Source organism: Mycobacterium palustre (assembly GCF_002101785.1).
GTDB lineage: Bacteria > Actinomycetota > Actinomycetes > Mycobacteriales > Mycobacteriaceae > Mycobacterium > Mycobacterium palustre.
This window is the reverse complement of the sequence record NZ_LQPJ01000139.1, coordinates 1-26571: the sequence shown is the minus strand read 5'-3', so window position 1 is coordinate 26571 and position 26571 is coordinate 1. Positions and strand designations below refer to the sequence as shown.

Annotated in this window: 21 protein-coding genes and 1 pseudogene; 15 read left to right on the top strand and 7 right to left on the bottom strand. The window is 66.3% G+C overall.

Annotation, left to right across the window (positions count from 1 at the left end; all coding sequences use genetic code 11):
- Positions 1-5 precede the first annotated feature (5 nt).
- Positions 6-422: a type II toxin-antitoxin system VapC family toxin gene (locus AWC19_RS30165; RefSeq protein ID WP_085080717.1), complete on the bottom strand. Its 417-nt coding sequence runs from the start codon at positions 420-422 to the stop codon at positions 6-8.
- The gene (locus AWC19_RS30160) at positions 419-652 is read right to left on the bottom strand and encodes a FitA-like ribbon-helix-helix domain-containing protein (RefSeq protein WP_085080716.1); all 234 of its coding nucleotides are present in this window, start codon (positions 650-652) and stop codon (positions 419-421) included. Before AWC19_RS30160 ends, AWC19_RS30165 begins: the two co-directional genes overlap by 4 nt.
- Positions 653-765: 113 nt before the next feature.
- Here AWC19_RS30160 and AWC19_RS30935 point away from each other — a divergent pair.
- Positions 766-933 (top strand): annotated as a pseudogene (locus tag AWC19_RS30935) (DNA-binding response regulator); the annotation flags it as partial.
- Positions 934-970: 37 nt separating this feature from the next.
- Here the strand turns inward: AWC19_RS30935 and AWC19_RS24610 are convergent.
- Positions 971-1720: a TVP38/TMEM64 family protein gene (locus AWC19_RS24610; RefSeq protein ID WP_085080715.1), complete on the bottom strand. Its 750-nt coding sequence runs from the start codon at positions 1718-1720 to the stop codon at positions 971-973.
- A 182-nt stretch (positions 1721-1902) separates the two neighbouring features.
- On the opposite strand from AWC19_RS24610, the gene mutA reads away from it, so the two are divergent.
- The 3 genes from mutA to meaB all read left to right on the top strand — a co-directional run bounded on the left by mutA (position 1903) and on the right by meaB (position 7092).
- Positions 1903-3762, top strand: a complete 1860-nt coding sequence (gene mutA, locus AWC19_RS24605) for a methylmalonyl-CoA mutase small subunit (protein ID WP_085080714.1) — start codon at positions 1903-1905, stop codon at positions 3760-3762.
- Positions 3763-3767: 5 nt separating this feature from the next.
- Positions 3768-6023, top strand: coding sequence for a methylmalonyl-CoA mutase (gene scpA / locus AWC19_RS24600; RefSeq protein WP_085080713.1), 2256 nt, complete (start codon positions 3768-3770; stop codon positions 6021-6023).
- Positions 6024-6093: 70 nt separating this feature from the next.
- On the top strand, positions 6094-7092 hold the full coding sequence (gene meaB, locus AWC19_RS24595; RefSeq protein WP_085080712.1) for a methylmalonyl Co-A mutase-associated GTPase MeaB: 999 nt from the start codon (positions 6094-6096) through the stop codon (positions 7090-7092).
- Positions 7093-7117: 25 nt separating this feature from the next.
- Here the strand turns inward: meaB and AWC19_RS24590 are convergent, their stop codons facing one another.
- Positions 7118-7495 (bottom strand): hypothetical protein, encoded by a 378-nt coding sequence (locus AWC19_RS24590; RefSeq protein ID WP_085080711.1) that lies wholly within the window; start codon positions 7493-7495, stop codon positions 7118-7120.
- 145 nt (positions 7496-7640) lie between these two features.
- Here AWC19_RS24590 and lipL point away from each other — a divergent pair, with 145 nt between their 5' ends.
- On the top strand, positions 7641-8921 hold the full coding sequence (gene lipL, locus AWC19_RS24585; RefSeq protein ID WP_276042635.1) for an esterase/beta-lactamase LipL: 1281 nt from the start codon (positions 7641-7643) through the stop codon (positions 8919-8921).
- 16 nt (positions 8922-8937) lie between these two features.
- On the opposite strand, the gene rfbG is transcribed toward lipL, so the two are convergent.
- Positions 8938-10098: a CDP-glucose 4,6-dehydratase gene (gene rfbG / locus AWC19_RS24580; RefSeq protein WP_245849304.1), complete on the bottom strand. Its 1161-nt coding sequence runs from the start codon at positions 10096-10098 to the stop codon at positions 8938-8940.
- A gap of 30 nt (positions 10099-10128) precedes the next feature.
- Between rfbG and AWC19_RS24575 the strand changes: the two genes are divergently transcribed.
- The 5 genes from AWC19_RS24575 to AWC19_RS24555 all read left to right on the top strand — a co-directional run bounded on the left by AWC19_RS24575 (position 10129) and on the right by AWC19_RS24555 (position 17977).
- On the top strand, positions 10129-12363 hold the full coding sequence (locus tag AWC19_RS24575) for an acyltransferase family protein (RefSeq protein ID WP_085080709.1): 2235 nt from the start codon (positions 10129-10131) through the stop codon (positions 12361-12363).
- Positions 12364-12553: 190 nt separating this feature from the next.
- On the top strand, positions 12554-13816 hold the full coding sequence (locus AWC19_RS24570; RefSeq protein ID WP_085080708.1) for a nucleotide sugar dehydrogenase: 1263 nt from the start codon (positions 12554-12556) through the stop codon (positions 13814-13816).
- Positions 13813-14832 carry an NAD-dependent epimerase/dehydratase family protein gene (locus AWC19_RS24565; protein WP_085080707.1) on the top strand — a complete coding sequence of 340 codons (1020 nt, stop codon included), beginning with the start codon at positions 13813-13815 and terminating at the stop codon, positions 14830-14832. The genes AWC19_RS24570 and AWC19_RS24565 overlap by 4 nt, the downstream gene beginning before the upstream one ends.
- A 29-nt stretch (positions 14833-14861) precedes the next feature.
- Positions 14862-16355, top strand: coding sequence for a glycosyltransferase (locus AWC19_RS24560; protein WP_085080706.1), 1494 nt, complete (start codon positions 14862-14864; stop codon positions 16353-16355).
- Positions 16356-16387: 32 nt separating this feature from the next.
- Positions 16388-17977: a hypothetical protein gene (locus AWC19_RS24555; RefSeq protein WP_142281397.1), complete on the top strand. Its 1590-nt coding sequence runs from the start codon at positions 16388-16390 to the stop codon at positions 17975-17977.
- Between the two features lie 43 nt (positions 17978-18020).
- On the opposite strand, the gene AWC19_RS24550 is transcribed toward AWC19_RS24555, so the two are convergent.
- On the bottom strand, positions 18021-18629 hold the full coding sequence (locus AWC19_RS24550; protein ID WP_245849301.1) for a GtrA family protein: 609 nt from the start codon (positions 18627-18629) through the stop codon (positions 18021-18023).
- Between the two features lie 248 nt (positions 18630-18877).
- Here AWC19_RS24550 and AWC19_RS24545 point away from each other — a divergent pair, with 248 nt between their 5' ends.
- The 4 genes from AWC19_RS24545 (at position 18878) to AWC19_RS24530 (ending at position 23184) form a co-directional block, all read left to right on the top strand.
- The gene (locus tag AWC19_RS24545; protein WP_085080704.1) at positions 18878-20845 is read left to right on the top strand and encodes a hypothetical protein; all 1968 of its coding nucleotides are present in this window, start codon (positions 18878-18880) and stop codon (positions 20843-20845) included.
- A gap of 231 nt (positions 20846-21076) precedes the next feature.
- Positions 21077-21499, top strand: coding sequence for an Rv1352/Rv1906c domain-containing protein (locus AWC19_RS31735; protein WP_085080703.1), 423 nt, complete (start codon positions 21077-21079; stop codon positions 21497-21499).
- Positions 21500-21701: 202 nt separating this feature from the next.
- A complete protein-coding gene (locus AWC19_RS24535) occupies positions 21702-22388 on the top strand; it encodes a class I SAM-dependent methyltransferase (RefSeq protein WP_085080702.1) in 687 nt (228 codons plus the stop codon).
- 130 nt (positions 22389-22518) lie between these two features.
- A complete protein-coding gene (locus AWC19_RS24530; RefSeq protein WP_142281396.1) occupies positions 22519-23184 on the top strand; it encodes a class I SAM-dependent methyltransferase in 666 nt (221 codons plus the stop codon).
- 39 nt (positions 23185-23223) lie between these two features.
- Here AWC19_RS24530 and AWC19_RS24525 read toward each other — a convergent pair whose 3' ends face one another.
- Positions 23224-23970: a glycosyltransferase family protein gene (locus tag AWC19_RS24525; RefSeq protein WP_085080700.1), complete on the bottom strand. Its 747-nt coding sequence runs from the start codon at positions 23968-23970 to the stop codon at positions 23224-23226.
- Between the two features lie 747 nt (positions 23971-24717).
- Between AWC19_RS24525 and AWC19_RS24520 the strand changes: the two genes are divergently transcribed.
- Positions 24718-26493, top strand: coding sequence for a PE family protein (locus AWC19_RS24520; RefSeq protein WP_158090937.1), 1776 nt, complete (start codon positions 24718-24720; stop codon positions 26491-26493).
- The last annotated feature ends 78 nt before the right edge of the window (positions 26494-26571 follow it).

Here is a 26571-nt window from a genome sequence, read left to right as displayed (position 1 = left end):
GGACGCTACTGGCCCTGGCCGTCGCCGGGAACCGCTACCGCGCAGGCGACGCCCGGCGCTCGAAGAATGTTTCGGTCCAAGGTCACCAAAGGGATCGCCAGCGTCTCGGCTAACGCAACGTAGGCGGCGTCATAGCAGGGCAGGTTCGCGCGCAGCTCCCACGCCCGCGCACCGAGCACCTCGTAGGGCCACAGCTCCACCGCAAGGTCGATCATGTCGGCGTGGGCTTGAGCGGCCTGGTCTGCTCCGATCGCCCCGCTTAATTCGGCGCGCCTGATGACGTTGGCGCATTCGTATGGCAATAGCGCGGGCGCAAACAGGTCGGCGTCCTTCAGTTGTGCCGTCGCCCACTGACCGTCGCTCCCGGCGTCCAGAAGGACGGCCAGCACCGCCGATGCGTCGCACACCACCCGGTCGGTCACCGACGATCGGCGTCCCTGGCGGCGAGGATGTCGGCCGCGCCCAGGCGCGCTCCGGTCGCGTCCACCCTGGCGCGTGCCCGGGCGATGACGCCGCGGACGGTCGGCTTCTCGGCCGTCGTCACCAACAGTCGGCGCAGGTATTCCTGAAGCGACTGCCCGGACAGCGCGGCGCGGGCGGCCAGTTCGTCGCGGACGTCGTCCGGGACATCGCGAATCGTGATCGCCACCATGCCTGCAGTTTAGCAGCGATGCCTGCATAACGCAGCGCCGTGGAAACGTGAAGCGAACCTGAAGAAAGCCGCGTCGCACGCCCGTCCCCCGAAGTGCGCGCTAACAATGAGGCATGGCTGATTCCGGTCGCGGCACCCCGCGGGTGCTGGTGGCCGAGGATTCGGAGACCATCCGCGAAATGGTCAGCAAAGCGCTGACCGACACCGGTTACCACGCGGACGCCTGCCGCGACGGCGCCGGGCTGGAACGCGCGCTCGACGGGCTGCGACCGGATCTGGTGGAGGCGGCGGGCGAGCGCTCAGATCTTCGGGTTCGCTTCAGCCGGCGAGGACGGACACGGGGCCCGTCGCCGTCTTGCGGTGCCGGCGCCGGAAGTGGCGGACCTCGACGATCAGCCCCGCCAGCCCCACAGCGCCGGTGCACAGCAACACCAGCGCCAGGCGGGGGCTGGGATGACCGGCGATCGCGTCGCCGAGGACGACGACCGCCGCGGTGCCCGGCACCAGGCCGGCCACCGTGGCCAGCGTGTATGGCAGCAGCCGCACGGCCGACGCGCCGGCGGCATAGTTGATCGCCGAAAACGGCACCGCGGGGATCAACCGCAGCGACAACACGGCCGCCCAGCCCCGCTGTTGCAGGCGCTCGTTCACCGTCTCGATCGATTCGTGGCGCACCAGGCGGGTCAGCCGCCAGCCGGCCGCGCGCACCAGCAGCAGCGCGAGCACCGCGCTCGTGCTGCTGGCGACCACCGCGATCAGCACGCCCAACGCCGGGCCGAACAACAGCCCGGCGGCCAGGGTGAACGCCGTGCGGGGCACCGGTAGCACCGTGACCATGACGTGCGCGCCCAGAAACGCCAACGGGAACCACGGGCCCACCGACTCGGCCCAGTCCCGCAGCTGCACCGGGCTGGGCAGGGGAAGCCACGTCGCCGCCGCGATCAGCGATGTGATACCGGCCACTGCGGCCAGGGCCCGCGGGCCGGTCAGCCGACGCGCCGCCGCGCGCAGCGCGCCGCCAAGGTCGCGCAGCCGCTCGGTGATTTTGCTGGTGGCGGGATCCGTCACGGCTGTCAAGGTTACGGGTCCCAGATGAATGCCCCGTTTACCGACGCTGGCGTTTCACCGGGGAGCCGGCCGGATCGGCGCCGCCGGCAATTTTTTGCGGAGAGGCCCCATCAATTAGCCTCGTTAGCAAGTGGCAGTACCCGGAGCAGCCCACCAATCAGCTGGGAAAAAGGGAGCAATCGGTGTCCATTGACGTACCCGAACTCGCCGACCTGGAAGAGGTTCGCGGGCGTTGGCGCACGGCGGTCGCCGGCGTGCTGTCCAAGAGCACGGGCAAGGACCCGGGCGAGCTGGGCGACGAGCCCGAGCGGCTGCTGGACACCCCCACCTACGACGGGATCGCGGTCCGCGCGCTCTACACCGCGCTCGACGAGCTGCCCGAACCGCCGCTGCCCGGCGAGTGGCCCTACGTGCGCGGCGCCGACGCGCTGCGCGACGTCAACGCGGGATGGAAGGTCGCCGAGGCGTTCCCCGTCCCGGGCGGCGACCCCGATCGCAGCGGCAACGCCGCGGTGCTCGCCGCCCTCGCCGACGGGGTGAGCGCGCTGCGGATCCGGGTGGGCGAATCCGGGGTGGCGGCCGGCGAGCTCGCCCAGCTGTTGTCGGGGGTCTACCTGGACCTGGTGCCGGTGCTCCTCGACGCGGGCGCCGACTACGCCGAGGCCGGTGATGCCCTGCTGGCGCTGGTGGATCAGGTCGCGGACAAGAGCAAGCTGTCGATCGACCTCGGGGCAGACCCGCTGACCGCCACGCTGAGCGGGCGGGCCGCCGCGTCGATGGAGCAGGTGGTCGCGGCCGCGACGCGCGCGGCCGGCACGCCCGGTGTGCGGGCGATCACCGTCGACGGGCCCGCCTTCCACAACCTGGGTGCCAACGCCACCTGGGAGCTGGCCGCCGGCATCGCGGCGGCGGTGTCCTACCTGCGGGCGCTCGCCGACGCCGGGCTGCCGGTCGCAAACGCGTTGCGGCAGATCAGCTTCCGGTTGGCCGCCGACGACGACCAGTTCATGACCATCGCCAAGGTGCGCGCCGCGCGCCGGCTGTGGGCGCGGGTCGCCGAGGTGGCCGGCGACCCCGAGGGCGGCGCGGCCGTCGTGCACGCGGAGACGTCGCTGCCGATGATGACCCAGCGCGACCCCTGGGTGAACATGCTGCGCACGACGGTGGCCGCGTTCGCCGCCGGCGTCGGCGGGGCCGACACCGTGCTGGTGCTGCCGTTCGACGTGGCGATCCCGGGCGGCTTTCCCGGCGTGGGACGCGGCTTCGCGCGGCGCATCGCCCGCAACACGCAGCTGCTGCTCCTGGAGGAGTCACACGTCGGGCAGGTGTTGGACCCGGCCGGCGGCTCGTGGTTCGTCGAGGACCTCACCGAGCGGCTTGCCCAGCAGGCTTGGCAGCAGTTCCAGGCGATCGAGGCGCGGGGCGGCCTCGCCGACGCGTGCGGCTTCGTCGCCGAGCGGATCGCCGACGTCGCCGCGCGACGCGCCGACGACATCGCGCACCGGCGCACCGCGATCACCGGCGTCAACGAATACCCCAACCTCGAGGAACCGCCTCTCGAACAGGCGGAGCAGCAAGGGGATTCGGTGGTGGCGGCGCGCCGCTACGCCGCGGAGTTCGAGGCGCTGCGCGACCGCTCGGACGCCTTCCTGGCGCGCACCGGCTCGCGGCCCAAGGCGCTGCTGTTGCCGCTGGGCCCGCTGGCCGAGCACAACGTCCGGGCGACGTTCGCGGCCAACCTGCTGGCCTCGGGCGGCATCGAGGCGGTCAACCCCGGTTCGCTCGACGCCTCCGGGGTCGCCGCCGTCGTCGCCGGGGCCGGTTCGGTTCCCGCCGCGGTCATCTGCGGCACCGACAAGCGCTACGCCGACGAGGCCTCGGCCGTGGTCGAGGCGGCCCGCGGCGCCGGCGTGTCGAGGGTCTATCTGGCCGGCCCCGAGAAGGCGCTGGGCGATGCCCAACACCGGCCGGACGAGTATCTGACCGCGAAAATCAATGCGGTGCAAGCCTTGTCGGATCTGCTTACCCTGTTGGGAGCGTAGGCGCCATGACGATGATGAAACCTGTAGTCGGTAGTTTCGCCGACATCCCGTTGCACGGCGATCGCGAGGTGACCCGGCCGATTGAGGCCGCCGTGGCGCAACGCGTCACCGCGGCCGCCTCGGCGCACGGGTACGCGCCCGAGCAACTGCACTGGCACACCCCGGAAGGCATCGATGTCAAACCGGTCTACATCGCGGCCGACCGTGCCGCCGCGGCGGCCAACGGTTACCCGCTGAACAGCTTCCCCGGTGAGCCGCCGTTCGTGCGGGGGCCCTACCCGACGATGTATGTCAACCAGCCCTGGACGATTCGCCAGTACGCCGGGTTCTCGACGGCCGCGGACTCCAACGCGTTCTACCGGCGCAACCTGGCCGCCGGGCAGAAGGGCCTGTCGGTGGCCTTCGACCTGGCCACCCACCGCGGCTACGACTCCGACCATCCGCGCGTGCAGGGTGACGTCGGAATGGCCGGCGTGGCAATCGATTCCATCCTCGACATGCGCCAGCTGTTCGACGGCATCGACCTGTCGGCGGTGAGCGTGTCGATGACGATGAACGGCGCCGTGCTGCCGATCCTGGCGCTGTACGTGGTGGCCGCCGAGGAGCAGGGGGTGCCGCCGGAGAAGCTGGCCGGCACCATCCAGAACGACATCCTCAAAGAGTTCATGGTGCGCAACACCTACATCTATCCGCCCAAGCCGTCGATGCGCATCATCTCCGACATCTTCGCCTACACCAGCGCCAAGATGCCCAAGTTCAACTCCATCTCGATCTCGGGCTACCACATCCAAGAGGCTGGCGCCACAGCGGATTTGGAGTTGGCCTACACGCTGGCCGACGGCGTCGACTACATCAAGGCCGGTCTGGACGCCGGGCTGGACATCGACAAGTTCGCGCCCCGGCTGTCGTTCTTCTGGGGCATCGGGATGAACTTCTTCATGGAGGTCGCCAAGCTGCGGGCCGGCCGGCTGCTGTGGAGCGAGGTGGTGGCCGGGTTCGGGGCCAAGAACCCCAAATCCCTGTCGCTGCGCACACATTCGCAGACCTCGGGCTGGTCGTTGACCGCCCAGGACGCCTTCAACAACGTCGCGCGCACCTGCATCGAGGCGATGGCCGCCACCCAGGGCCACACCCAGTCGCTGCACACCAACGCCCTGGACGAGGCGCTGGCGCTGCCCACCGACTTCTCGGCCCGGATCGCGCGCAACACCCAGCTGCTGCTGGCGCAGGAGTCGGGCACCACCCGGCCGATCGACCCGTGGGGCGGCTCGTATTACGTGGAGTGGCTGACCCACCGGCTCGCCCAGCAGGCCCGCGCGCACATGGCCGAGATCGCCGAGCACGGCGGCATGGCGCAGGCCATCGACGACGGCATCCCCAAGCTGCGCATCGAGGAGGCCGCCGCGCGCACCCAGGCCCGCATCGACTCGGGCCAGCAGCCGGTGATCGGGGTCAACAAGTACCAGGTCGACGAGGACCAGGAGATCGAGGTCCTCAAGGTGGAAAACAGCCGGGTGCGCGCCGAGCAGCTGGCCAAACTGCAAGAGCTGCGGGCCAACCGGGACCAGGCGGCCGTCGACGCCGCCCTGGCCGAGCTGTCCCGCGCGGCCGCCGCCCAGGGCCGCGCCGGGGACGACGGGTTGGGTAACAACCTGCTGGCGCTGGCCATCGACGCGGCCCGGGCCAAAGCCACCGTCGGGGAGATCTCCGACGCGCTGGAGAAGGTGTATGGCCGCCACCAGGCCGAGATCCGTACCATCGCCGGGGTCTACCGTCACGAAGCCGGAAAGGCCACCAACATCGCCAGCGCCACCGAATTGGTCGAGAAGTTCGCCGAGGCCGACGGCCGCCGGCCGCGGATCCTGGTGGCCAAGATGGGTCAGGACGGCCACGACCGCGGGCAGAAGGTGATCGCGACGGCGTTCGCCGACATCGGGTTCGACGTCGACGTCGGGTCGCTGTTCTCCACGCCCGACGAGGTGGCCCGCCAGGCCGCCGACAACGACGTGCACGTCATCGGGGTGTCGTCGCTGGCCGCCGGGCACCTGACGCTGGTGCCCGCGCTGCGGGACGCGCTGGCCGAGGTGGGCCGGCCCGACATCATGATCGTGGTGGGCGGCGTCATCCCGCCCGGCGACTTCGACGAGCTCTACGCCGCCGGGGCCGCCGCCATCTTCCCGCCCGGGACGGTGATCGCCGACGCCGCGATCGGCTTGTTGCACAAGCTCGCCGAGCGGCTGGGCTACGACCTGGGCCAGTGACGTCGATCTGTGTCGCGAGCGTAGCGCCAGTGCGAAAATCCGCCTCGAATCGCGCCGCGGCGTTCCGCTCATGAATCCCCAGAAGGCCGGCTCGGTCGAGGAACTGGCCAAGGCCGTGCGGGGCGGCGACCGCGCGGCCCTGCCGCGCGCCATCACGCTGCTGGAGTCGACCCGCGCCGACCACCAAAAGAAGGCCCAGCAGCTGCTGCTCGAGCTGATGCCGGACTCGGGCAACGCGCATCGGGTCGGCATCACCGGGGTGCCCGGGGTGGGCAAGTCCACCAGCATCGAGTCGCTGGGCATGCACCTGATCGAGCGGGGCCACCGGGTGGCGGTGCTGGCCGTCGACCCGTCGTCGACGCGGACCGGTGGCTCGATCCTGGGCGACAAGACCCGGATGGCGCGCCTGTCGATGCACCCCGACGCCTACATCCGGCCCTCGCCGACGTCGGGCACCCTCGGCGGGGTGGCAAAGGCCACCCGGGAGAGCATCGTGCTCCTCGAGGCCGCTGGGTTCGACGTGATCGTGGTCGAGACCGTCGGCGTGGGGCAGTCCGAGGTGGCCGTGGCCAACATGGTGGACACCTTCGTGCTGCTGACCCTGGCGCGCAGCGGCGATCAGCTGCAAGGCATCAAGAAGGGAGCCTTGGAGCTCGCCGACATCGTGGTCGTCAACAAGGCCGACGGCGACCACCTGGCCGAGGCGCGGTCGGCCGCCCGGGAGCTGTCCACCGCGATCAGGTTGATACATCCCCGCGAAACCCTTTGGCGCCCACCAGTTTTGACCATGAGCGCGATCGAGGGAACCGGCCTGGTCGAGCTGTGGGACACCATCGAACGCCATCGCGAGGTGCTCACCGAGGCCGGGGAGTTCGAGCAGCGCCGCCGCGCCCAGCAGGTGGACTGGACCTGGCAGCTGGTGCGTGACACCGTTGTGGACCGGGTGCTGTCCAGCCCGGCGGTGCGCAAGATGCGCGCCGAGGTGGAACGGCAGGTCAAGGCGGGGGAGCTCACCCCCGCGCTGGCGGCCCAGCAAATCCTGCAGGCCGCATCGCCGGGGCCGCCCTGAGCTAGGCCTTAGTCAGCCGGCGGATTCAGGCCCCTTGGTCCGCGACGATCGTCTGCAGGAGATCGACGATCTGCTGTTGTCCGGCGGCCGCGGCGTCGAATCTGCCACGCATCTCGGTAAAGCCCCGGTCGACGTGCTCCTGGAGGGTGCCGAACTCCGCTCGCAGCGTGCCAAAGTCCGACCGCAGGTCAACAAAGTCGTCCCTAAGGGCGTTGAAACTTGCCGCCGTGGCTTGTCGAAATTTGCGCAGATCGCTCCGAAATTCGCTGACGTCGCGGTCGGCCGCCCCGGCCAGCACCCGAGCGGCCGCGGCGTCTTGCTCGCTCGCCCGTACTCGCCCGGCCAGGTCTAGCACCTGGTGCTCGAGGGCGCTGACGCGCGACTCGAGGTCCTCGGGTTCCATGGACAGAAGCGTAGCGGTGTCCCCCCGCCGCGGCCCACCCCAATCAACAGGCCACCAACGGCCCGCACCTTTTAACGGAAAGGTAACTAAATCGGGTGTTGCCCTACGGAAGGTATGAAGTCCAAGTAAATTAGTTAGCGTGACAATGGAGTCCGGGATCGATCGCCGCGCGATCCCACGACACGATGGCCCCGGCGCCGGCCATCGCGTGTTCGGTGCGGCGGATCCACATTTCGCGTGCGCCGTTCGCAGTTTCTCCGCCATGTTCCCCGCCCGCCGGTTCGGCGGCGGCGCGCTGGCCGTGTACGTCGACGGCCAGCCGGCCGTCGACGTGTGGACCGGCTGGTCGGACCGGGGCGGTCACGTGCCGTGGTCGGCCGACACCGCGCCGATGGTGTTCTCGGCGACCAAGGGCATGGCCGCCACGGTCATTCACCGGCTGGCCGACCGGGGGCTGATCGACTACGAGGCGCCCGTCGCGCGGTACTGGCCGGAGTTCGCCGCCAACGGCAAGGCCGACCTCACGGTGCGCCAGGTGATGCGGCACACCGCCGGCCTGTCGGGCCTGCGGGGCGCCACCCAGGAGGACCTCCTGGACCACGTGGTCATGGAGGAGCGGCTCGCCGCCGCGCCGCCGGGCCGGCTGCTCGGCAAGCCCGCGTATCACGCGCTGACGTTCGGCTGGCTGCTGTCCGGGCTCGCGCGGGCCGTCACCGGCAAGGGGATGCGCGCGCTGATCCGCGAGGAGCTCGCCGAGCCGCTGGGCACCGACGGCATGCACCTGGGCCGCCCCCCGGCCGAGTCGCCGACGCGGGTCGCGCAGATCATCATGCCGCAGAGCATCATCAACAATTCGGTCGTCAACTACGTGACGCGCAAGGTCGCCAACGAGTTGTCCGGCGGCTGGCGGTCGATGTACTTCCCGGGCGTCGTCGCCGCCGTGCAGGGAGAGATCCCGTTGCTGGACGCCGAGATTCCGGCGGCCAACGGCGTGGCGACGGCCCGCGCGCTGGCGCGCATGTATGGGGCGATCGCCAACGGCGGCGAGATCGACGGCGCCCGATTTTTGTCCCGCGAGCTGGTCGCCGGCCTGACCGGTCGGCGCAGCCTGCGTCCGGACCGAAACCTGTTCGTGCCGTTGGCTTTTCACCTCGGCTACCACAGCCTGCCCTTCGGTGACGTGATGCCGGGCTTCGGTCATGTCGGGCTGGGAGGCTCGGTCGGGTGGGCCAACCCCGCCGAGGGGGTCGCGTTCGCGCTGGTGCACAACCGGCTGCTGACCCCGTTCTCGCTCACCGATCACGCCGCGTTCGTCGGGATCTACAAGCTGATCCGGCAGGCCGCCGCCAAGGTGCGCAAGCGGGGCCTGCAGCCGATCACCGAGTTCGGGGCGCCGTTCTCCGAGCCGGGGGCGGTCGCCGGCTGAGCCGAGGCGGCGGTCTTCAGCCGAGGGTCTCGAAGGCGGCGATCTGCTCCTGGGTGACCCCGAGCGGGTCCTCGCCCGCGTGCACGCGCCGTTCCCAGTCGATCGTCCAGGCCAGGGCGCCACGGAAGCCGAGCCGGTTGCGCCAGCCGAGTTCGCGCTGCGCCTTGGAGGCATCGAGGGCGAGCAGGTTCGCCTCGTGCGGGTGGTTCCCGCTGTCCAGCTCCCACCGCGCGCCGCCGCCCCACAGCTCGGCGGCGAGCGAGGCGACCTCGCCAACCTCGACGAAGCTGTCGCGCCCGGGCCCAAAGTTCCACTCGCCCAAGCCTTCACCGGCCAGCAGCGCATCAACGAGGGTGAGGTAGCCGTTGAGGCAGTCGAGGACGTGCTGCCACGGCCGCACCGCGCGCGGGAACCGCAACCGCGGCGCCCGGCCGCTCGCGTAGGCGGCGATCAGGTCGGGCAACAGCCGATCGCGGCTGACGTCGCCGCCGCCAATTACGTTGCCGCCGCGTGCGATTGCCGTGGCGGGGCCGGGGAAGCTTCGAATCCACGACTGGGTCAGCAGGTCGGCCATCGCCTTCGACGCGCTGTAGGGATCGTCGCCGCCGAGCGGGTCGGTTTCGACGTAGCCGGCCTCCTGGTCGACGTTGCGGTAGACCTTGTCGGTGGTGATGACGACGTGCGCGCGCACCGACGGGGTGGCCGCGACGGCCTCGAGCACGTTGAGCGTGCCCATCGCGTTGGTCTCGTAGGTGTAGCGCGGGTTGCGGTAGGACTCGCGGACCAACGACTGGGCGGCCATGTGCACCACCACGTCGGGAGCCGCGGCCGACACGGCCGCCGCCGTGGCCTCCGCATCGCGGATATCCACCCGGAAGTCGGAGACGAGCAGGTCGGCGACACCCGCGCGATTGAACAGGCTACCGTCGGCGGGGTCTAACGCCAGTCCGGATACCCGGTGCCCGCGGCTCAGCAGGAGCAGCGCGAGCCACGGTCCCTTGAACCCGGTGTGCCCGGTCATCAGGTAGTGCACGGCTATCGCGCGGCCCTCTATTCGTGGATCGCCGTAGCGAATTTCTCGGCTGGCCCCGGTGAACGCTTCGTAGTGTATGCGGCCGGCGGTCAGCTCGGCGCCGCCCGGGCCACCACCCGCCACAATCTGGCGATTCGGTGACACGGCCGTCCGGCGTCCACCTAGGATCAGCGGGTGATTGAGTCCCGGTCCGACAGCGTCAGCCCCGCTGTCAGCGTTCTTCCCGCCCCGGGAGCGCAGGAGAAGCGCACGGCGCAGAGCGGGTTCCGCAACGACATCGAGGGCTTGCGCGGCTTCACGCTGCTGGCCATCGTCGGCTGGCACATCTCTATGCCGGGGGTGAGCGGCGGCTTCGTCGGGCCGGACATCTTCTTCGAAATCTCCGGCTTCGTGATCACCGGTCAGCTGTGGCGCCAGGTGAGCACCACCGGGACGGTCGGGCTGCGCCAGTTTTACGGGGCGCGGTCGCGCCGACTGCTGCCGGTTTCGGCCACGGTCGGCGTCGTCACCGCGATCATCGCGGCCTTCCTGCTGCCCGTGGTGCAGGCTCAAAGCGCGCTGAAGGACGCCATCGCGTGCGCGTTGTACGTCCCCAACTTCTGGTTCATCGTCCAGCAGGTCGACTACTTCGCCGGCGGCGTGCCCTCGCCGTTCCAGCACTACTGGACCCTGGGGGTGGAGGAACAGTTCTATCTGTTGTGGCCGCCCATGATCGTCGGCACGGCGTGGTTAGTGCGACGTTTGCGTCGGCGGTCGAGGAGCGCTGCGCCGCCACCGCGAAGCCCGTTCGTAGCCCTCGTCACGCTCATCACGGTTGTGTCGTTGGCGCTGTCGCTGCTGGTCACGTACGTGATGCCGCTCGCGGCGTACTTTTCGCTGTTCACCAGGGCGTGGCAGTTGGCCGCCGGCGCCCTGGTGGCGCTCACGGCGGACTACTGGCGCCGACTCCCGGTGCGAGCCGCGGTGGTCACGGGCTGGGTCGGGCTGGCCATGGTCCTGGTGGCCTGCATTTTTTACACCCCGGACATCCCCTATCCGGGCGTCGCCGCGCTGTTGCCCGTCGTGGGCACGGCGCTGCTGCTCGGCGCCGGCTGCGCAGCGGCGTCGCAGGGTGCCGGGCGCCTCCTGGGATGGTCGCCGATGCGGGCGATCGGACGGTTGTCCTACTCCTGGTATCTGTGGCACTGGCCGGTGCTGGTCTTTGCGCCGATTTTGCTGGGCCACCCGCTCGGGCTGGTGGGTAAGTTCGTCGCGGCCGTCGTCGTCTCCGGTGGGCTGGGATGGCTCACGCTGCGGTTCATCGAGAACCCGTTGCGATACGCCGCCGCGCTGCGCAAGTCTCCCGGCAAGAGCCTGGCGGTGGGCGGTCTGGCCACCTCGGCGGCGGCCTGCGTGGGGGTGGCGCTGCTGATGTGGGTGTCCTCGATACCGATGCCCATTCCGGTCGGGCGCGGCGCGCCGGCCGCCGCGCCAACGATCAAACCCCCCGCCGCGCCGACCGGGACCGACGTCGCCGCCTACAACGCGGCCATGCAGAACGTGTTCGCGCAGGTGCAGGCGGCGGTAGCGTCGTCGGCGGACCGAAACGACGTGCCATCGAACCTGGCCCCGTCGCTGGCCGGTGCGGCAGGCGAGATTCCCAAGATGCAGTTCGACGGCTGCCTGCGACTGCCCTTCGAAAGCGGCCAGCCGGAGTGCGTGACGGGCGATGCCGCCTCGAAGACGACGGTGGCCATGGTCGGAGACTCGCACGCGTCGATGTGGATCCCGGCGTTCCAGCAGATCGGCACGGAGCGCCCCTGGCGAATGGAAACCATGGCCAAGGCGGCCTGTCCCATGATGGACCTGCCCGTCACCACCCGCCTGTTCAGCCGGCTGGTGGAAGCCTTCGAACATTGTGAGCAATGGCGCGGCCAGATCATGGACCGGCTGCGCGCCGAACACCCGCGCGTGGTGGTGGTGAGCGTGTTCCGGGGCTACCTGGCCAGCCACAGCAACGGTTTCCTGTCGGGTTTCACCTCCTACGACCCCGCGTGGATCGACGGCCTGGGCCGCCTCGTCCGGCAGCTGCGCGGGACCGGCGCCAACGTGCTGGTGCTCGGGCCGCTCCCGCATCTGGACGCCGCGGTGCCGAACTGCCTGTCCGATCACCTCGACGACGCGACGGCGTGCGCGCCGACCATGTCCACCGCGTTCAACCGAACCGGCATGGCGGCCGAGTCCGCCGCCGTCAAAGCCGCCGGCGGGCAATACGCCGACCTCACCGAACTGTTCTGCATCAAGACCCGCTGCCCGGTCATCGTCGGCAACACCATGGTCTACGTCGACGCCGGTCACCTGACGCTGGAGTACTCCCGGCTGTTGAGCCCGGCGATCGCGGCGCTGGTCGACCGCGCGCTCGCGCAATAGTCAGCAGGGGACCGGTCAGCGCCCGGCCGCGACGCCGATTCGGATTTGCGGACTTTGCTGAAAACGCCCATATCTGAACTGCGGATTTCGTACGCTCCGATACGGAATCAACCACACACTCGTCTGCCCTTGTCGTCGTTCAACCCTTGGGCCGGGTTTGAGGCAGGGGGGCCGGAGGGGGACGTTTGGCATGGTAGGTCAACCCGATAACCAAATCTGCATCATTGGCGGTGCCGGCCACGTGGGCCTGCCGCTGGCGCTCGTTTTAGCCGACGAGGGTTTCCATGTCGACATCCTGGATACGAACGCGAGCGCGTTGAAAACCATCATGGCCGGCCGGATGCCCTTCGTCGAGGACGGAGCCCAGGAGCTACTCCAGCGGCTACTGCCGACTGGGCGCATCTCGGCCACCACCGATTCGTGGGCGGTCAGGAATTCCGACATCGTGATTTGCGTCGTCGGGACGCCGGTGGACGAATACCTGACGCCCCAGGCGCACACCTTTTTCCGCATCATCGACGAAATCAGCCCGTACTTCCGCGACGGGCAAACGCTCGTGCTCAGGAGCACCGTCTACCCGGGCCTGAGCCAGCGTGTCCACGACATGTTCCAGGAACGGGGGATAGGTGTTCACGTCACCTTCTGCCCCGAACGCATCGCGCAGGGCCACTCGATCCGCGAGCTGAGGACAATTCCGCAGATCATCAGCGGATTCGACGCCGAGGGCCGGCGAATCGTTCGCGAACTTTTCTCCCGGACTGCCAGCGAGATCATCGAGGTCGAGCCGCAAGAGGCAGAGTTGGCCAAGCTGTTCTGCAATGCCTACCGCTACATCCAGTTCGCCGTCGCCAACCAGTTCTATCTGCTCAGCCGCGACGCCGGGCTCGACTTCGACCGCGTTCACCACGCGGCCACCTACAAGAACCCGCGGGTCGACAGCCTTCCCCGAGCGGGGCTGGCGGCGGGCCCGTGCCTGCTCAAAGACACCATGCAGCTCGCCGGCTTCAGTAACAACAACTTCATGCTGGGGCACGCGGCGATGCTGATCAACGAGGGGCAGCCCCAGTTCATCGTCAACATGCTCAAACGGCGAGTTGATCTGCGCGACAAGACCGTTGGTCTCCTGGGCATGACGTTCAAGGCCGATTGCGATGACACGCGCGACTCGCTCAGCTTCAAGCTTCGGCACCTGCTGATGCTGGAGGCAAAAACCGTGATCCTGCACGACCCGTTCCTGGACGGCCCGGACTATTACCCCCTGGACGTCGTTTTGGGCCGCTCCGACGTGCTGGTCGTAGGCGCGCCGCACTCCATCTACCGCGGCCTGCGGATCCCGCCAGACAAGATCGTCGAGGACGTCTGGAGTTGCCTGGAGGTCAGCCGGGATGACGACACCGCTGTGAACGAGGCGCCGGTGCCGACGAAGGTGAGCGCGGGGGCAACGGCCCGGTGAGGGTATTAGTCACCGGCAGCGCAGGTTTCATCAACGGCTACGTTGTCGAGGAACTGCTTCGGGCGGGCCACGAGGTCGTCGGTATCGACAACTACTCGAAGTACGGCAGGGTCAAGAAGAGTTACGACGACCATCCGCGCTACCAGTTCGTCGAGGGCGACGTCAAAGACGTCGACCTGATGTTTCGCCTGGTCGAGGGTTGCGACCAGATGGTGGCCAGCGCGGCCCGCATCGGCGGCATCACCTACTTCCACGAGTATGCCTACGACTTGCTCGCCGAAAACGAACGCATCGCGGCTGCGCATTTCGACACGGCCATCTACGGATATCGCAAGGGCTGGCTGAAGAAGATCAACGTGATCAGTTCGTCGATGGTGTTCGAGAACGCTACCGTCTTCCCGACGCCGGAGAAGCACATCACCGAATGCCCGCCTCCGACAAGCACTTACGGATTTCAGAAGCTGGCCTGTGAGTATTTCGCGCACGGCGCCTACGAGCAGTACGGTCTCCCGTACACGATCATCCGCCCGTTCAACTGTGTGGGCACCGGCGAGCAACGTGCGCTGGGTGGTCGTGAAATACCCAGTGGCAACGTCAAACTCGCCATGAGTCACGTGGTTCCCGACCTCATCCAGAAGGTGGCCAAGGGCCAGGATCCGTTGCACATCCTCGGTGACGGCACTCAGGTGCGGCACTACACCTACGGCGGCGACCTGGCGCGCGGCATCCGTATCTGCATGGAGCATCCGGCCGCGGTCAACGGGGACTTCAACCTTTCGACGCCCGAGGCCACCACCGTCTTGGAGCTCGCGGAAGTGATCTGGAAAAAGATGCGGCCCGATGCGCCGTTCCGCTACGAAAGCGATCCGCCGTTCGAACACGATGTGCAGCTGCGCTCACCGGACGTTCACAAGGCGTCCGAGGTTCTCGGCTTCGAGGCCAAGACTTCCCTCGATTCGATGCTGGACGAGGTCATCCCCTGGGTCGTGAACGCCGTTGAGGCCGGGACGATCTAAGGTGCGCCGCTTCCCGCCGCCAGGACGCCATGGACAGCGCGGGTAAGCCCCACCTGCAACAGCTCTACCGCAATCGCTTCGGCCACGCCCGTGAGTCGCGGTCGGCCATCTGGGCGGCAATAGTTCGCGACTTCTTCCAAGCGTGGATCAAGCGGAGCGACACGGTGGTCGACCTCGGCTGTGGTTATGGCGAGTTCCTTAACCACGTCGTGGCCGCCCGGCGCATCGGCGTGGATTTGAACCCCGACTGCGCCGGCATGCTGCGCCCTGGGACCGAGTTTCATCACGGCCGCGCCGACGATCTCGGCTTCCTCGGGGATGGCTCAGTCGACGTGGTCTTCACCAGCAACCTTTTGGAGCATCTGGACGGCAAGGCCGAAGTGGAGCGCACGGTCGCTGAGGTCCACAGGGTGCTCAAGCCGGGCGGGCACTTCATCGCCATGGGGCCCAATATCCGCTTCGTCCCCGGCAAGTATTGGGACTTCTGGGACCACACCGTGCCGATCAGCGACCGCTCATTGATCGAGCTGCTCGAGTCGTGCGGGCTCGAAGTCTCGGACAGCTACGACCGCTTCCTGCCCTACACGTCGTCTTCGCGCTTGCCGCAGGCTCCGATCCTGGTGCGTTGGTACCTGCGCTCCAAGGCGACGTGGCGAATCCTAGGGAAGCAGTTCGTGATTCGCGCCCGCAAGCCGGGACGTCCGTCCGAGGACGCTGGACGGTTGGTGAGCGTGGTCATCCCCGTCTACAACGAGGGCGAAAACATCCAAGCCTGCGTCAGGAGGCTCACCGAAGCGCTGAAGGACACCGCGCATGAGCTGCTGGTGTGTTACGACTTCGACGAGGACACCACGCTGCCGGCGCTCGCCGCGATGCCCGACAAGCCGGCCACCGTGCGGCTGGTTCGCAACTCGCTAGGGAAGGGTGTGGCCAATGCGCTGGTCGCCGGATTCGCGGCTGCGCAGGGCGACGTCATAGTCACCACCATGGCCGATCTGTCGGACCCACCTTCGGTAATTCCATTGATGGCGGCCAAGATTCGTGACGAGGGTGCAGATGTGGTGAGCGGGTCGCGGTATATGCCCGGGGGTACCCAGCGCGGTGGCCCTCGATTGAAGACGCTGATGTCGCGGACCGCCGGGCTGAGCCTGCACTACGTCGGCCGCGTACCCACCCACGACGCCACCACAAACTTCCGCGCCTACAGCCGGCGGTTCCTCGATGACGTTCCGGTGCAGAGTTCGCGGGGGTTCGAGGTGGGTCTGGAACTGACCACGAAGGCGCATTTGCTTGGCTACCGGGTCGACGAAGTCCCCAGCAGCTGGGACGACCGAACCGCCGGGACCAGCAAGTTCGATCTGGGCGGTTGGTTGCCTGCCTACCTGCATTGGTATGGGCTGGCCATGCGCCGCCCGGCGGTGCGCTGGGCGGGCGGCGGGCTGGCATCGCTGGGGGTGCTGCGCCTCTCGCGGCGGTACAAAGGCAACATTTCGAGGCCAGGGCGCCGAAGGCCCCGTCGCTGAAGTGAATTGGGCCAATGGGAGACATGGAGCCGATGAGTGAACACGGCGAATTGACCTCGGACGATCCACCCGTCAGCCTCGGACCGGCCGGTCCCGCTGCGGATGCGGGCACTCTGGCGGTGCCAGACAACGCGGCGCCGGGCACACCGCCAAGGCGGAACGGCCTACGCACACTGCTGGCGGCCGTGGCATTGAGCGTCTTCGGCGCCAAGCTAATCGTCATTTCGGCGCTCGGTTCCCCGGTGCCCCTGCTCGATCAGTGGGACGCCGAGGCCGACGCTCTATATTCGCCGTATCTGAAGGGGACATTGTCTGCTGGCGCCCTCTTCGCCCCTCACAACGAGCACCGCATCTTTGTTTCTCGGGTGTTCTCGCTGCTGCATCTCGAGCTGGCCGGCGAGTGGAACACCCGCCTCGAGATGGTCTTGGGTGCGATCACCCTCACCGCGCTGGTCACCTTGGTCACGGCGCTGCTGATGCCCCTCGTTGCGCCGCAACGCAAAATGCTCCTGGCATGTTTCGCCGCGCTTCTGTTTGTGTTTCCCATCGGCTACGAGAACACGCTGTGGGGATTTCAGTCTCAGGTGTACTTCACACTGCTCTTCGGCGTAGCAGCTCTGGTTGCCTTCGCCGCCGCTCGCCCGTTTTCGTTGCGTTGGCTCGGCGGATTGGCGGCGGCGGTCGCCAGTTACTGGTCGTTCGGGACCGGCGCGACAACCATTTTCGCCGCGGCCGGGCTGGTGAGCCTGCAGCTGGCAACGAAGGCCAGAAAGCGGTCCTGCCTGGAGTTGGCCGCCGTCGCCGCGATGGCGGCGATCGGTTTGGCGATGGTCGTCCGGCAAGCGTCGGGTGCGCATCCGAAGTCCACTTTGTGGACGTTTGTCCAGGGGCTGAGCGTGTTCGGCGCCATGACCGTCGCGGGGCTGATCCCCGTAGCGTGGTTCTGTCGCCACACGATGGCCAGGCACCCGGGGATCAGCGACCGCGCCTGGGTGGTGATCGGGATCCCGTTGTGGATCGTGATCCAACTCGGCGTGGTCGCCTACGCACGTGGAATCCTTATCGCACCGCGCTATATGGACATCGTCCTGCTCTTGTATCCGGTGGCGCTCGTGGCGGTGTACACATTCGCCGACAGTGCGCGCGACACGAGGTTCGGCCGGTATGCGAGCCGTGGCGCTGTGACATGGGTGTTCGCCGTCGCGGCAGCCATTGGAATCCTGGGCTACTACGTGACCGCGCTGGGAGCGACCGATTGGAGCAAGTCGGCATACCAACAGATGGTCAACGTCCAGGCCTACGTGGCCACGGGAAACGTCGACCATCTCAAAACCAAAGGCGCGAGTGGCCGCATGGCTAACCTGTTCTACCCGAACCCGCAACGGCTGGCCGGAATTCTCCGGGATCCCGCCGTCAGAGCGATCCTGCCCCCCGGAATGCGGCCGCCGGACGCTGATAATGCCGTGGGCCGCAACCGGATGTTGCTCAAGGGGAGGGCCGCGGGTGTCACCGCCGGTGCGATTCGCCTCTTACTCGGGAGCGGCCCCGCAATGCTGGCGCTGGGGGTCGGTCTGTTCTTCGCCGCCGCTGCAGACGGAGGGCCCCGGGGCGAAAGGCGTTGATGGCGTGTGGAGGAATGGCGCCAACCTCAAGGCGTTGGTGTGCTTAGCTTTCTGCGGCGGGGCTTGCAGCGCCACCCGCAAATTGGGTCGCAGACTTGGGACCCGCCAAGAAAAGTGTGAAAAGCCGCGAGTTGTTCTCTTCGAGAGAGCCAACTGCGTCCATCCCGGCTCCCCGAATCAGCCGGTGATCGTCATCCGGGGCCTTATGGGTGCGACGGAAGAGCCATTTATCTAGCATGACGAAGCGGCCGACCCAGACAATACCGAGACCTAGCAACTGCGCCAGGAAGACGGCTGCGCCTCGGTAAACCATTGCGCGATCTGCCATGGCACACTCGACGAGGCTCGTGAAAAGCGTTGCCAGCGCGACGCCCAACATCAACGCGAGCCAAAAGACAAGCACTTGAAAACGTAGGTTTTCGCGGGACGTCACCCGCCAGACGAAACGCCGGTTGGCATAGAAGTTGGGCACTGCGATGATTGCGGCCTGCAAGAGCGAGGCGACGGTGTAGTCGTTGAACCACAGGCCAAACGCTTGCACGAGGACTTGGCCGATCGGCACGAAGACCACCGACACGACGGCGTAGCGCAGCTTCTTCCGCGCATCCGCTGCGCTTGCACAACCGCCTCGACGAGACGGCGAGAGGTCCATAGGCGGCCAACATACTCCCCTGAAGATCGCTTCGGGCCCGAACCGGTGAACTGAACGGAGCCAGGCGATTATGCGCACGGGCACCGGTCGGCGTCAGCCCGGGTTGTGATGGATACCGACCGCTCGGCAGTGAAGAACCCCGGTGCCGCAGCCGTTTACGCCAGCCTTCGGCCTGCCACCGTATGGCTCCGCCGGCACAGTCGGGCCAAAAGCGCTACCGATTTCGAATCGCTTGGTACTTTCCGGGTATGGGGGCGATCGGAGCTGTGGCGTTATCTGCCCGGATGCCGCGGCATTTACGAACTTGGTGGTCGGCGTCAACATGGGGCTTTGCTCGCTGGCAACTTGCAGTTACCGCAGTCGTCGTCGCAATCTTTGTTGGCTTTCAAGGACACATCGATGCGGCCGTCGGACTCGATCCGTCGTGGCAGGCGGGACTGGCACTTGCCCGGATCCACCACCTCGCTTGGGGTCGCGACATAATTTTCACTTTCGGACCTTTAGGGTTCCTCCAGAACAGCGCCTTTTACTGTTATTCGCAGTCTGTCCTCGCCACCCTCTACCAAGTGGCCATCGTCGCCGCGCTGTTCCTCGGGGTCGCCGTGGTACTTCGCGGGCGTCACTCTCCGACGACGTCGCTCGTCGGCGCGTTCGTGACGACCGGCCTCACCACTGCGATCCTTGCTGGTGTAGGTTTCGCAGCCGGCGGCACTTTGGGCGTGATGTACCCGGAATTGACCGTTCTCGCGGCACTTGTCTGGGCCAGTTTGCCGTTCCTGCGATGCCCCGCCAAGCCTTCGATGGTGTTCGCTACGTGCACCATGTTGGGTGTCGTCGCGGGATTCCAGATGCTGGTAAAGCTCAACACCGGGCCCGCCATCCTGGCCATCGCGCTCGCTATGTCGGCATTGGTTGGCTGGAAAAACATTTGGCGACATTGCGCAACGGTGACCGCGTTTGCGGCATCCATCCCCGTCTGGTGGCTCCTAGCTGGTCAACACCTTGGGGATCTGCCTACCTGGCTGCGCGCCTCCCTCGCCCTGGCATCAGGTTATGGCGAGGCGATGGCAGTTCCCGTCCCCCCCTATCCCATTCCCGCGGTTGTAGTGAGCTTTGCTTCGGTAGGCGCGCTGTGCTTCGCGTTCATCCGTGGCGTCCCCGAGATTCCTCGCCGCTTCGTGGTGCTCGTCGGCATCGCCACGATGATCACGCTCAAGGGTGCGTTCGGGCGGTTCGAACCGTGGCACTTCAGCCTTGTCCTCGGACTGATCGTCGTGGTGGTGGCCATTACTCCGCTCACGGGGAATCGTTACTGTGTGCTCGCGGTGGCTGCGGCGCTGGCCATCGCTTGGGTGTCCACCAGCGACGGGATTCCCGCGCTCCTACAACGTGCCGCCACAGATCTTCGTGCGCCGGTGCAGGGGGTCACCCGCCTGATCACCCTCGCCCAACCAGGCGACGTTCACCGTCGCGCTGAACAAAACAAGGCACATCAACGCGAGCTGTATGCCATTCCCGAGCGCTTCCTTCGGACCATCGGGTCGCAATCGGTCCATATCGACCCTAATGAAAGCTCTGCCGCGTGGGCTTATGACCTTGCGTGGCACCCCGCTCCAGTCTTCGCGACATATGCGGCCTACACGCCCGCCCTCGACGGCTTGAACGGTGAATCCCTCGCTAACGGGCCACAATTCGTTTTGTCACGTTTATCGCCGGCATCGCCTGCCACGGACATCGACGGCCGGCTCGCCACGCAAGAATCCCCCCGGTATTCGCGCACGCTGCTGTGCAACTACACCGTCAGCGGCATCGACAACCGCTGGGCGCTATTTACCCGTAACGGCCCGCACTGTGGAGCGCTCGTCAAGCGGTCGGAGGTCACCGTGCACGGCGCCGATATGGTGCCGGTCCCGGCGCCCAGCGGGCCGGACATGGCAGTCCTTGTGGGGATCGACCTGGATCGGACCCTCACCGATCGGCTTTTCCAGGGAGACGTCTACCCGCTCTTCACTTCCACGGTCACGCTCGACAACGTGACTTACCGCCTGATTAGCGGTAATGCGGCCGAGCCCTTCCTGATCACCACTCCTGCTTGGGTCCACGGCACGAACCTGCAGATACGGACGCATAGCATCGGGCTAGGCCATACCGCAGGCATCTACGCATCCGGGATAAGGGCCCGACTGCGTTTCTACGAGATGCGAGTCGGGCTCTGAGCCGCGCCTGGATGGTGGCCGGGCAGGCATTGGAAAGTACGCATTCCAAAGTGCCTGGCGTCGCTCTGAGTCTGCGGGCTGCCCACGTGCAACCGCCGTGGCGCCGCGCCCGCGACAAACCATGAGCAACACCCGATGACGACTCGGGTGTTGCACCAATCATTGCGCCTTCTGGCACTTCTGAGGCGATAACCCTCCGCGTGTCTACCTGCCCGTCTAGAGTGCTAACCCATGAAGTGCCTTGCGCCGGCGGTTCCCGCGCTGCTAATCACCGCATGCGGGAGTGCAACGCACATCGCGGCGTCACCCGTCACCGTCACCGTCACAGAAACCGTCACCGCATATCCCACGGGCACTCAAACGGTGGGTGAAACACCGTCGCCGTTACCAGGCCCCAAGACGGTCCTCGACCGCTTCGGCGGATACCAGGCCGTCATCGACAACGACGGAATTTATATCGTGGGCGTAGACATCCCGTCGGGCGCGTACCGCAATGCTGGTGGAACACAGTGTTATTGGGCGCGGCTTCGCAGCGTTGATAGTAGCGACGTAATCGACAGTCGGACCAGCAGTTCCCCACAGCTAGTTGAAATACGGCGGACCGATACCGCTTTCGCGACGCGCGATTGTGGCACTTGGCAGATGGCCCCCTAGTTTGCATAACGAAAACTTCTCGTTCCACTGCCGGCTCAGCACCTTGATGCGCTCGAGCGGTACCCTGGGCTCTGGCGGAAGAAGTGTCACAGGCTGCGATCGCGCGGCGGCTGGCCTGTCATGCAACACCGTAGCCAAAGCCCGTGTTCGCACTAACCGCCGCGCTATGAGCGGGCTCCGTGTCGTTGTAGGGGGTATCTGATTGGCTGAACCGCATGGTGAACTCAACGCCGAGTTGGACCGGCTGTACGCGGCTCGGTTTCACGATGAAGAACGTGAGTCGAAAGCCCAATTGTGGCGGATCATTTGCGACGCGTTTTTCTCGGAGTATGTGCCGCAGAACGGGTGCGTAGTAGACCTCGGGGCCGGCTACTGCGACTTTATTAACAACGTTCAAGCCAAGCGCAGGATTGCTGTGGACTTGAACCCGGACACGACGCGGTTTGCCGCACGGGATGTCGAGGTGTATCGACTTCCGCTAGAACGCCTGTCTGAGGTTATCGAGCCCGGCACGGTCGATCTTGCGTTTGCAAGTAACGTCTTTGAGCATCTGCGCGGCCCCGACGCGCTACTACATGTCCTCGGCAATGTTCGCACGGTACTTCGTCCAGGCGGACGAATAATGATTATGCAGCCGAACGTTCGCCTCGTGGGCGGGGCATTTTGGGACTTCTTCGACCACACGTTACCGCTGAGCGAACGGGGTATGACCGAGGCGCTCGAAGTCGCCGGATTTCGGGTCGTCGAGTGTCGCGCGCGCTTCCTGCCTTACACAACGAAAAGTCGCCTCCCACAATGGGGATTTCTTGTCCGGCTGTATCTGCGACTCCGCATTGCCCAGCTCCTGCTAGGCAAACAAATGCTCGTCTTGGCCGAGCGGCTTGGATGAACGACGAGGTTAATTTTATGGTTCCCCTGAGCAAGGGAGTTGGGCACGGCATCCGGGACCGGGCACGTCGAAGTCTATGCTCCGCTACGCTGGGGCCCGTATGCGGAATGGATCGGGAGAACGGCAAGGCATGGAAAGCACGACAGCAGTGACGGCCGACCCGACTTACTATTGCCATACGCGTCCGGAGATGCTTCCGTTCGTGCCTGCGACCGCGCAAAGTGTGCTGGAAATCGGCTGTGCGCAAGGGGCGTTCGGCGCCGCGGTCAAGCGGCGCACCGGCGCCGAGGTCTGGGGCATCGAATTCAACCCCGATGCGGCGAAGCGGGCGAGCACGGTGCTCGATCTGGTCCTCGTTGGGGACGCCGACGCGCAGATTGCACAGCTGCCCGATGGCTACTTCGAGGTTGTTATTTGCAACGACGTGCTGGAACATCTCGTCGACCCCGTGTACACCCTGAAACAACTTCGGCGGAAGATGAAACCGCACGGTGTCGTCGTCGCATCGATCCCCAACATCCGTTTCCTGCCGGCGCTGAGCGCGATAGTTGTCCATAAAGACTTTCCCCGGGAAGACTTCGGCATCTTCGACCGCACCCACCTGCGTTTCTTCACGCGAAAGAGCATGGTGCGACTGTTCGAGGAAGCGGGCTTCAGCATGCGGCGCATCAAAGGAATTAACGCCTATCGCAGCCGGCTTGCAATATTGCTGACGGTTCTGACATTTGGCTACTTTGCGGATAGCTTCTATCTCCAATATGCATGTGTGGCATCGCCGGCGGGAGCACGATCGTAAAGGTCGTTCAGGTTGGCAAGTAGCCCGCCGGCGCCCAGGCTATTCCGCCAGATCGACAACCACCGGTGCGGTGGCAAACTCTTCGAACCACTTCTTTCCATAGATATACCGCATGCCTAAATTCGCACGCCACTTGGCGCAGAGGTGGTAGCGCTTCTGGCCGAACACTGCGTGGGCGGTCTTTCGGCCGAAGTGGTTGATGAACGCCATCTCGGTCGCATATATCCCAAATCCGGCACGCCTCATACGAAAGCTGAGGTCAAGGTCGGCCCCCCAGCCATAGCGGCCGAACAATCGCAGATCGAACCCACCGACCCTCCGCCACGCTTTCCGCGAAACCACCATTGCCGTGCCGTCGAGTGCGGACAGTTTGCGGTAGCGCGGGACCGGGATATAGTCGGCAGCCGGACCGTCATAGTCGGCCCGCATGGCAGTAAATCCATAGGGGTCGTCGTAAAGAGGACCGATAATCCCGGCGTCGTCGGGAAGACGTGGATTCAGAAGTTCGCCAACGAATCCTTTGGATACGCGGGTGTCGTTGTTCAGCGTCATGGCGTGGCTATATCCGTCTGAAAAGGCGATGCGGAAGCCCATCTCGCTGCCACCCGCCCAGCCGAGGTTTTCTCCTGGCCTGATGACCCGCTCGCCACCCAGCTTCGGGTAGTCGCCGCCATTGTCGATGATTAGGTAGTCGGCGCTTTCGCGTTCCAAATCCTCAACGAGGGCATGGGTGTACTCATGCTGCCCATACACCGGAACTGTAATCAGGAGCGATACGTTACGCATTATGCGAGGCGCCGAGAGTGTGGAGCGCGTCCTGACGAAAGGCGCAACCCGCGCGGTCGCGTTCGTTCTCGTGGACGCCGCGTATTGGGTCGCACCGGACCCGTCGGTCGGCGATTGCCGGCGACGATCACCACGTAGTCGCCGCACGACTGCCGGCTGAGCGACCCCAGAGCGTCCTGCAGTGACGATTCGACGCGGCCGCTGTCGGCTGACTTAAACGGACGACGCAAGGTGGTGACAAGCGCGTTCATCTCGTGCCCCCCTCCCCAAGCAAGGCGATTCCCCGTCCCCTGTCGGAGAACCGTAGTTGATAGACGTCCGGAGAAGGCCTGTTTTCAGCTAAAGTTCGGCGACACCTAGAAGTCATCGATACTTGTTCTCCGGCTGCGCTTTTGGCAGATCGCCGCTTCCGGGCCCGGTCGGCCCGACGCGCCATCGCAAGCCACGTGGGTCGACCGATGGCGGCGGAGTGTGCGAGGCCAATGCCTGCCAATCAGGCCGCGTGCGGCAACCGCGCATCGCCGCGGGCGTATCCCCGGGGCGGGGGCCCGGCTTTGTGGATGAATCCCCGTGTGAACCCGGCGGCCTCGCCGGTCACCCGGAGGCATCAGGAGAAACCTTGGTCAGGGACTGCGTGTTTGGTTAAAGCGCGTGATGCCGCGCGAGTGCAGGCTAGGATCAGATCTTGCGCGGATCTGGTCGCCGACGCGCGAACTTCGCGGCCGCCGCGGGCAGGGGAGGTGCCGTTTGTCTTTCGTCAGTGTGGGCACGGAGGCGATGACGGCCGCTGCTACGGATTTGGCGAATATAGGATCGACGATCAGCGAGGCCAACGCCGCAGCGGCACCACTCACCACCGGACTGGTCCCAGCCGCCGAGGATGAGGTGTCGGTAGCCATCGCCAGCCTGTTCGGCAGATTTGGCGATGCATTCCATGGCCTGAACGCGCAGGCGGCTGTGTTCCACCGTCAGCTGGTGCAAGCCGTGAACGCAGCTGTCGGCGCGTATTCCGCCGCCGAAGCAGCCAACATGTCCACGCTACAGACGGGGGAGCAAAACCTCCTGAACGCGGTCAACGTGCCCGCGGAGCTCCTGCTAGGACGGCCGCTGGTCGGCAATCCGGCCGGTTCAGCCCAGAGCTCGGCCCTCGGGGCAACCGTTCACGCGCTGGGGGACCCGGTCGGTACGACGTTGGTGATGGGCGGCAGCGGTAATCCCGGGCCGGCGACCAGCTTCATCAACGCCGTAAACAAGCTGTTCATCCAGACGACTGCCGGGTTGCAAGGCTCCGTCCCGCAGGGCCTGACCACGCCCGAGCAGATGTTTCCGTTCGGCCTCCAAGACCTGACTCTGAACACCTCGGTGTCGCGGGGCGTAGAAATCCTCAACAGCGCGCTCCAGCAGGCCATCGCGAACCAGACACCCATCGGGGTCTTCGGTTATTCGCAAAGCGCGGTCATCGCGTCGTTGGAGATGGCGAAACTGCAGGCGGCGGGTGTGCCGAGTTCTGCGGTGCACTTTGTGCTGACCGCTGATCTGATGAACCCCAACGGCGGGATATTCGAACGTTTCGCCGGTCTGCAGCTGTCAGCCCTGGGAATAAACTTTGCCGGCGCAACGCCCTCCAATGCGTACCCGACCACTATCTATACGGCGGAATACGACGGCTGGGCCGACTTTCCCCGGTACCCGCTGGACATCCTCTCGGACTTCAACGCATTTTTGAGTCAGACGCACTTCTCGTATCCGAATATGACGCTGGCGCAAATCAATTCGGCTATTCAGTTGCCCACGTCGGGAGCCACCCAGACCACCTACTACATGATTCCCACCACCGACCTGCCGCTGGTGGACCCGATACGCGGCAGCATTCCGGTCTTCGGCAACGCAATCGCGGACCTGCTGCAGCCCGACCTGAGGTATCTGGTGAACCTCGGCTACGGCGACCCCCTGTACGGTTGGTCCACGTCGCCGGCCAATGTGCCCACGCCGGCGGGACTGCTGCCGCCCCTCAGCGCATTCCAGGAGCTTCCCGGGCTACTAACCAGCGGCGCCCAGCAGGGTGTACAGAACTTCATCGGCGATCTGACCGGCACCGGGCCGCACCCGCTGACCCTGGCGTCGCTCAGCTCCGCCGTCCCGTCGCTGCCCGCCTCGACGGGCACGGCGGGCGTGACGACCGGGACGGCTGATCCGCTGACGGTCTTCTCGGCTGTCGCGGCTAACCCCGGGTCACTCGGGGGAGTGATTTCGGACTACCTGAACTCGCTTCCGGGTGACTTCGCGAACGCCTCCGGCGCTGTGCGCGCGACCGGAGATATCGCCTATGCCGCCCTGATCGACGTCCCGTCCTATGACGTCAGCCTGTTCCTTGACGGGATCCAGGAAGCGGTCAACGGTCAGCCCGTTACGGGCCTTATCAACGCATTCGGGTTGCCGCTGGTGGACGATGTGGCGCTGTACCCGCTGCTGTGGCAGTTCGAGACGGGGGCTTTGGGGAATGTGGGCATTCCGCTGCCCTAGCTGTACTCGGCCAGGACGTTGGTAGCAGGCGTGTCGGCTTGATGTGAGGAGAACCCCCGGGTGGGGTGTGGCGTGTCG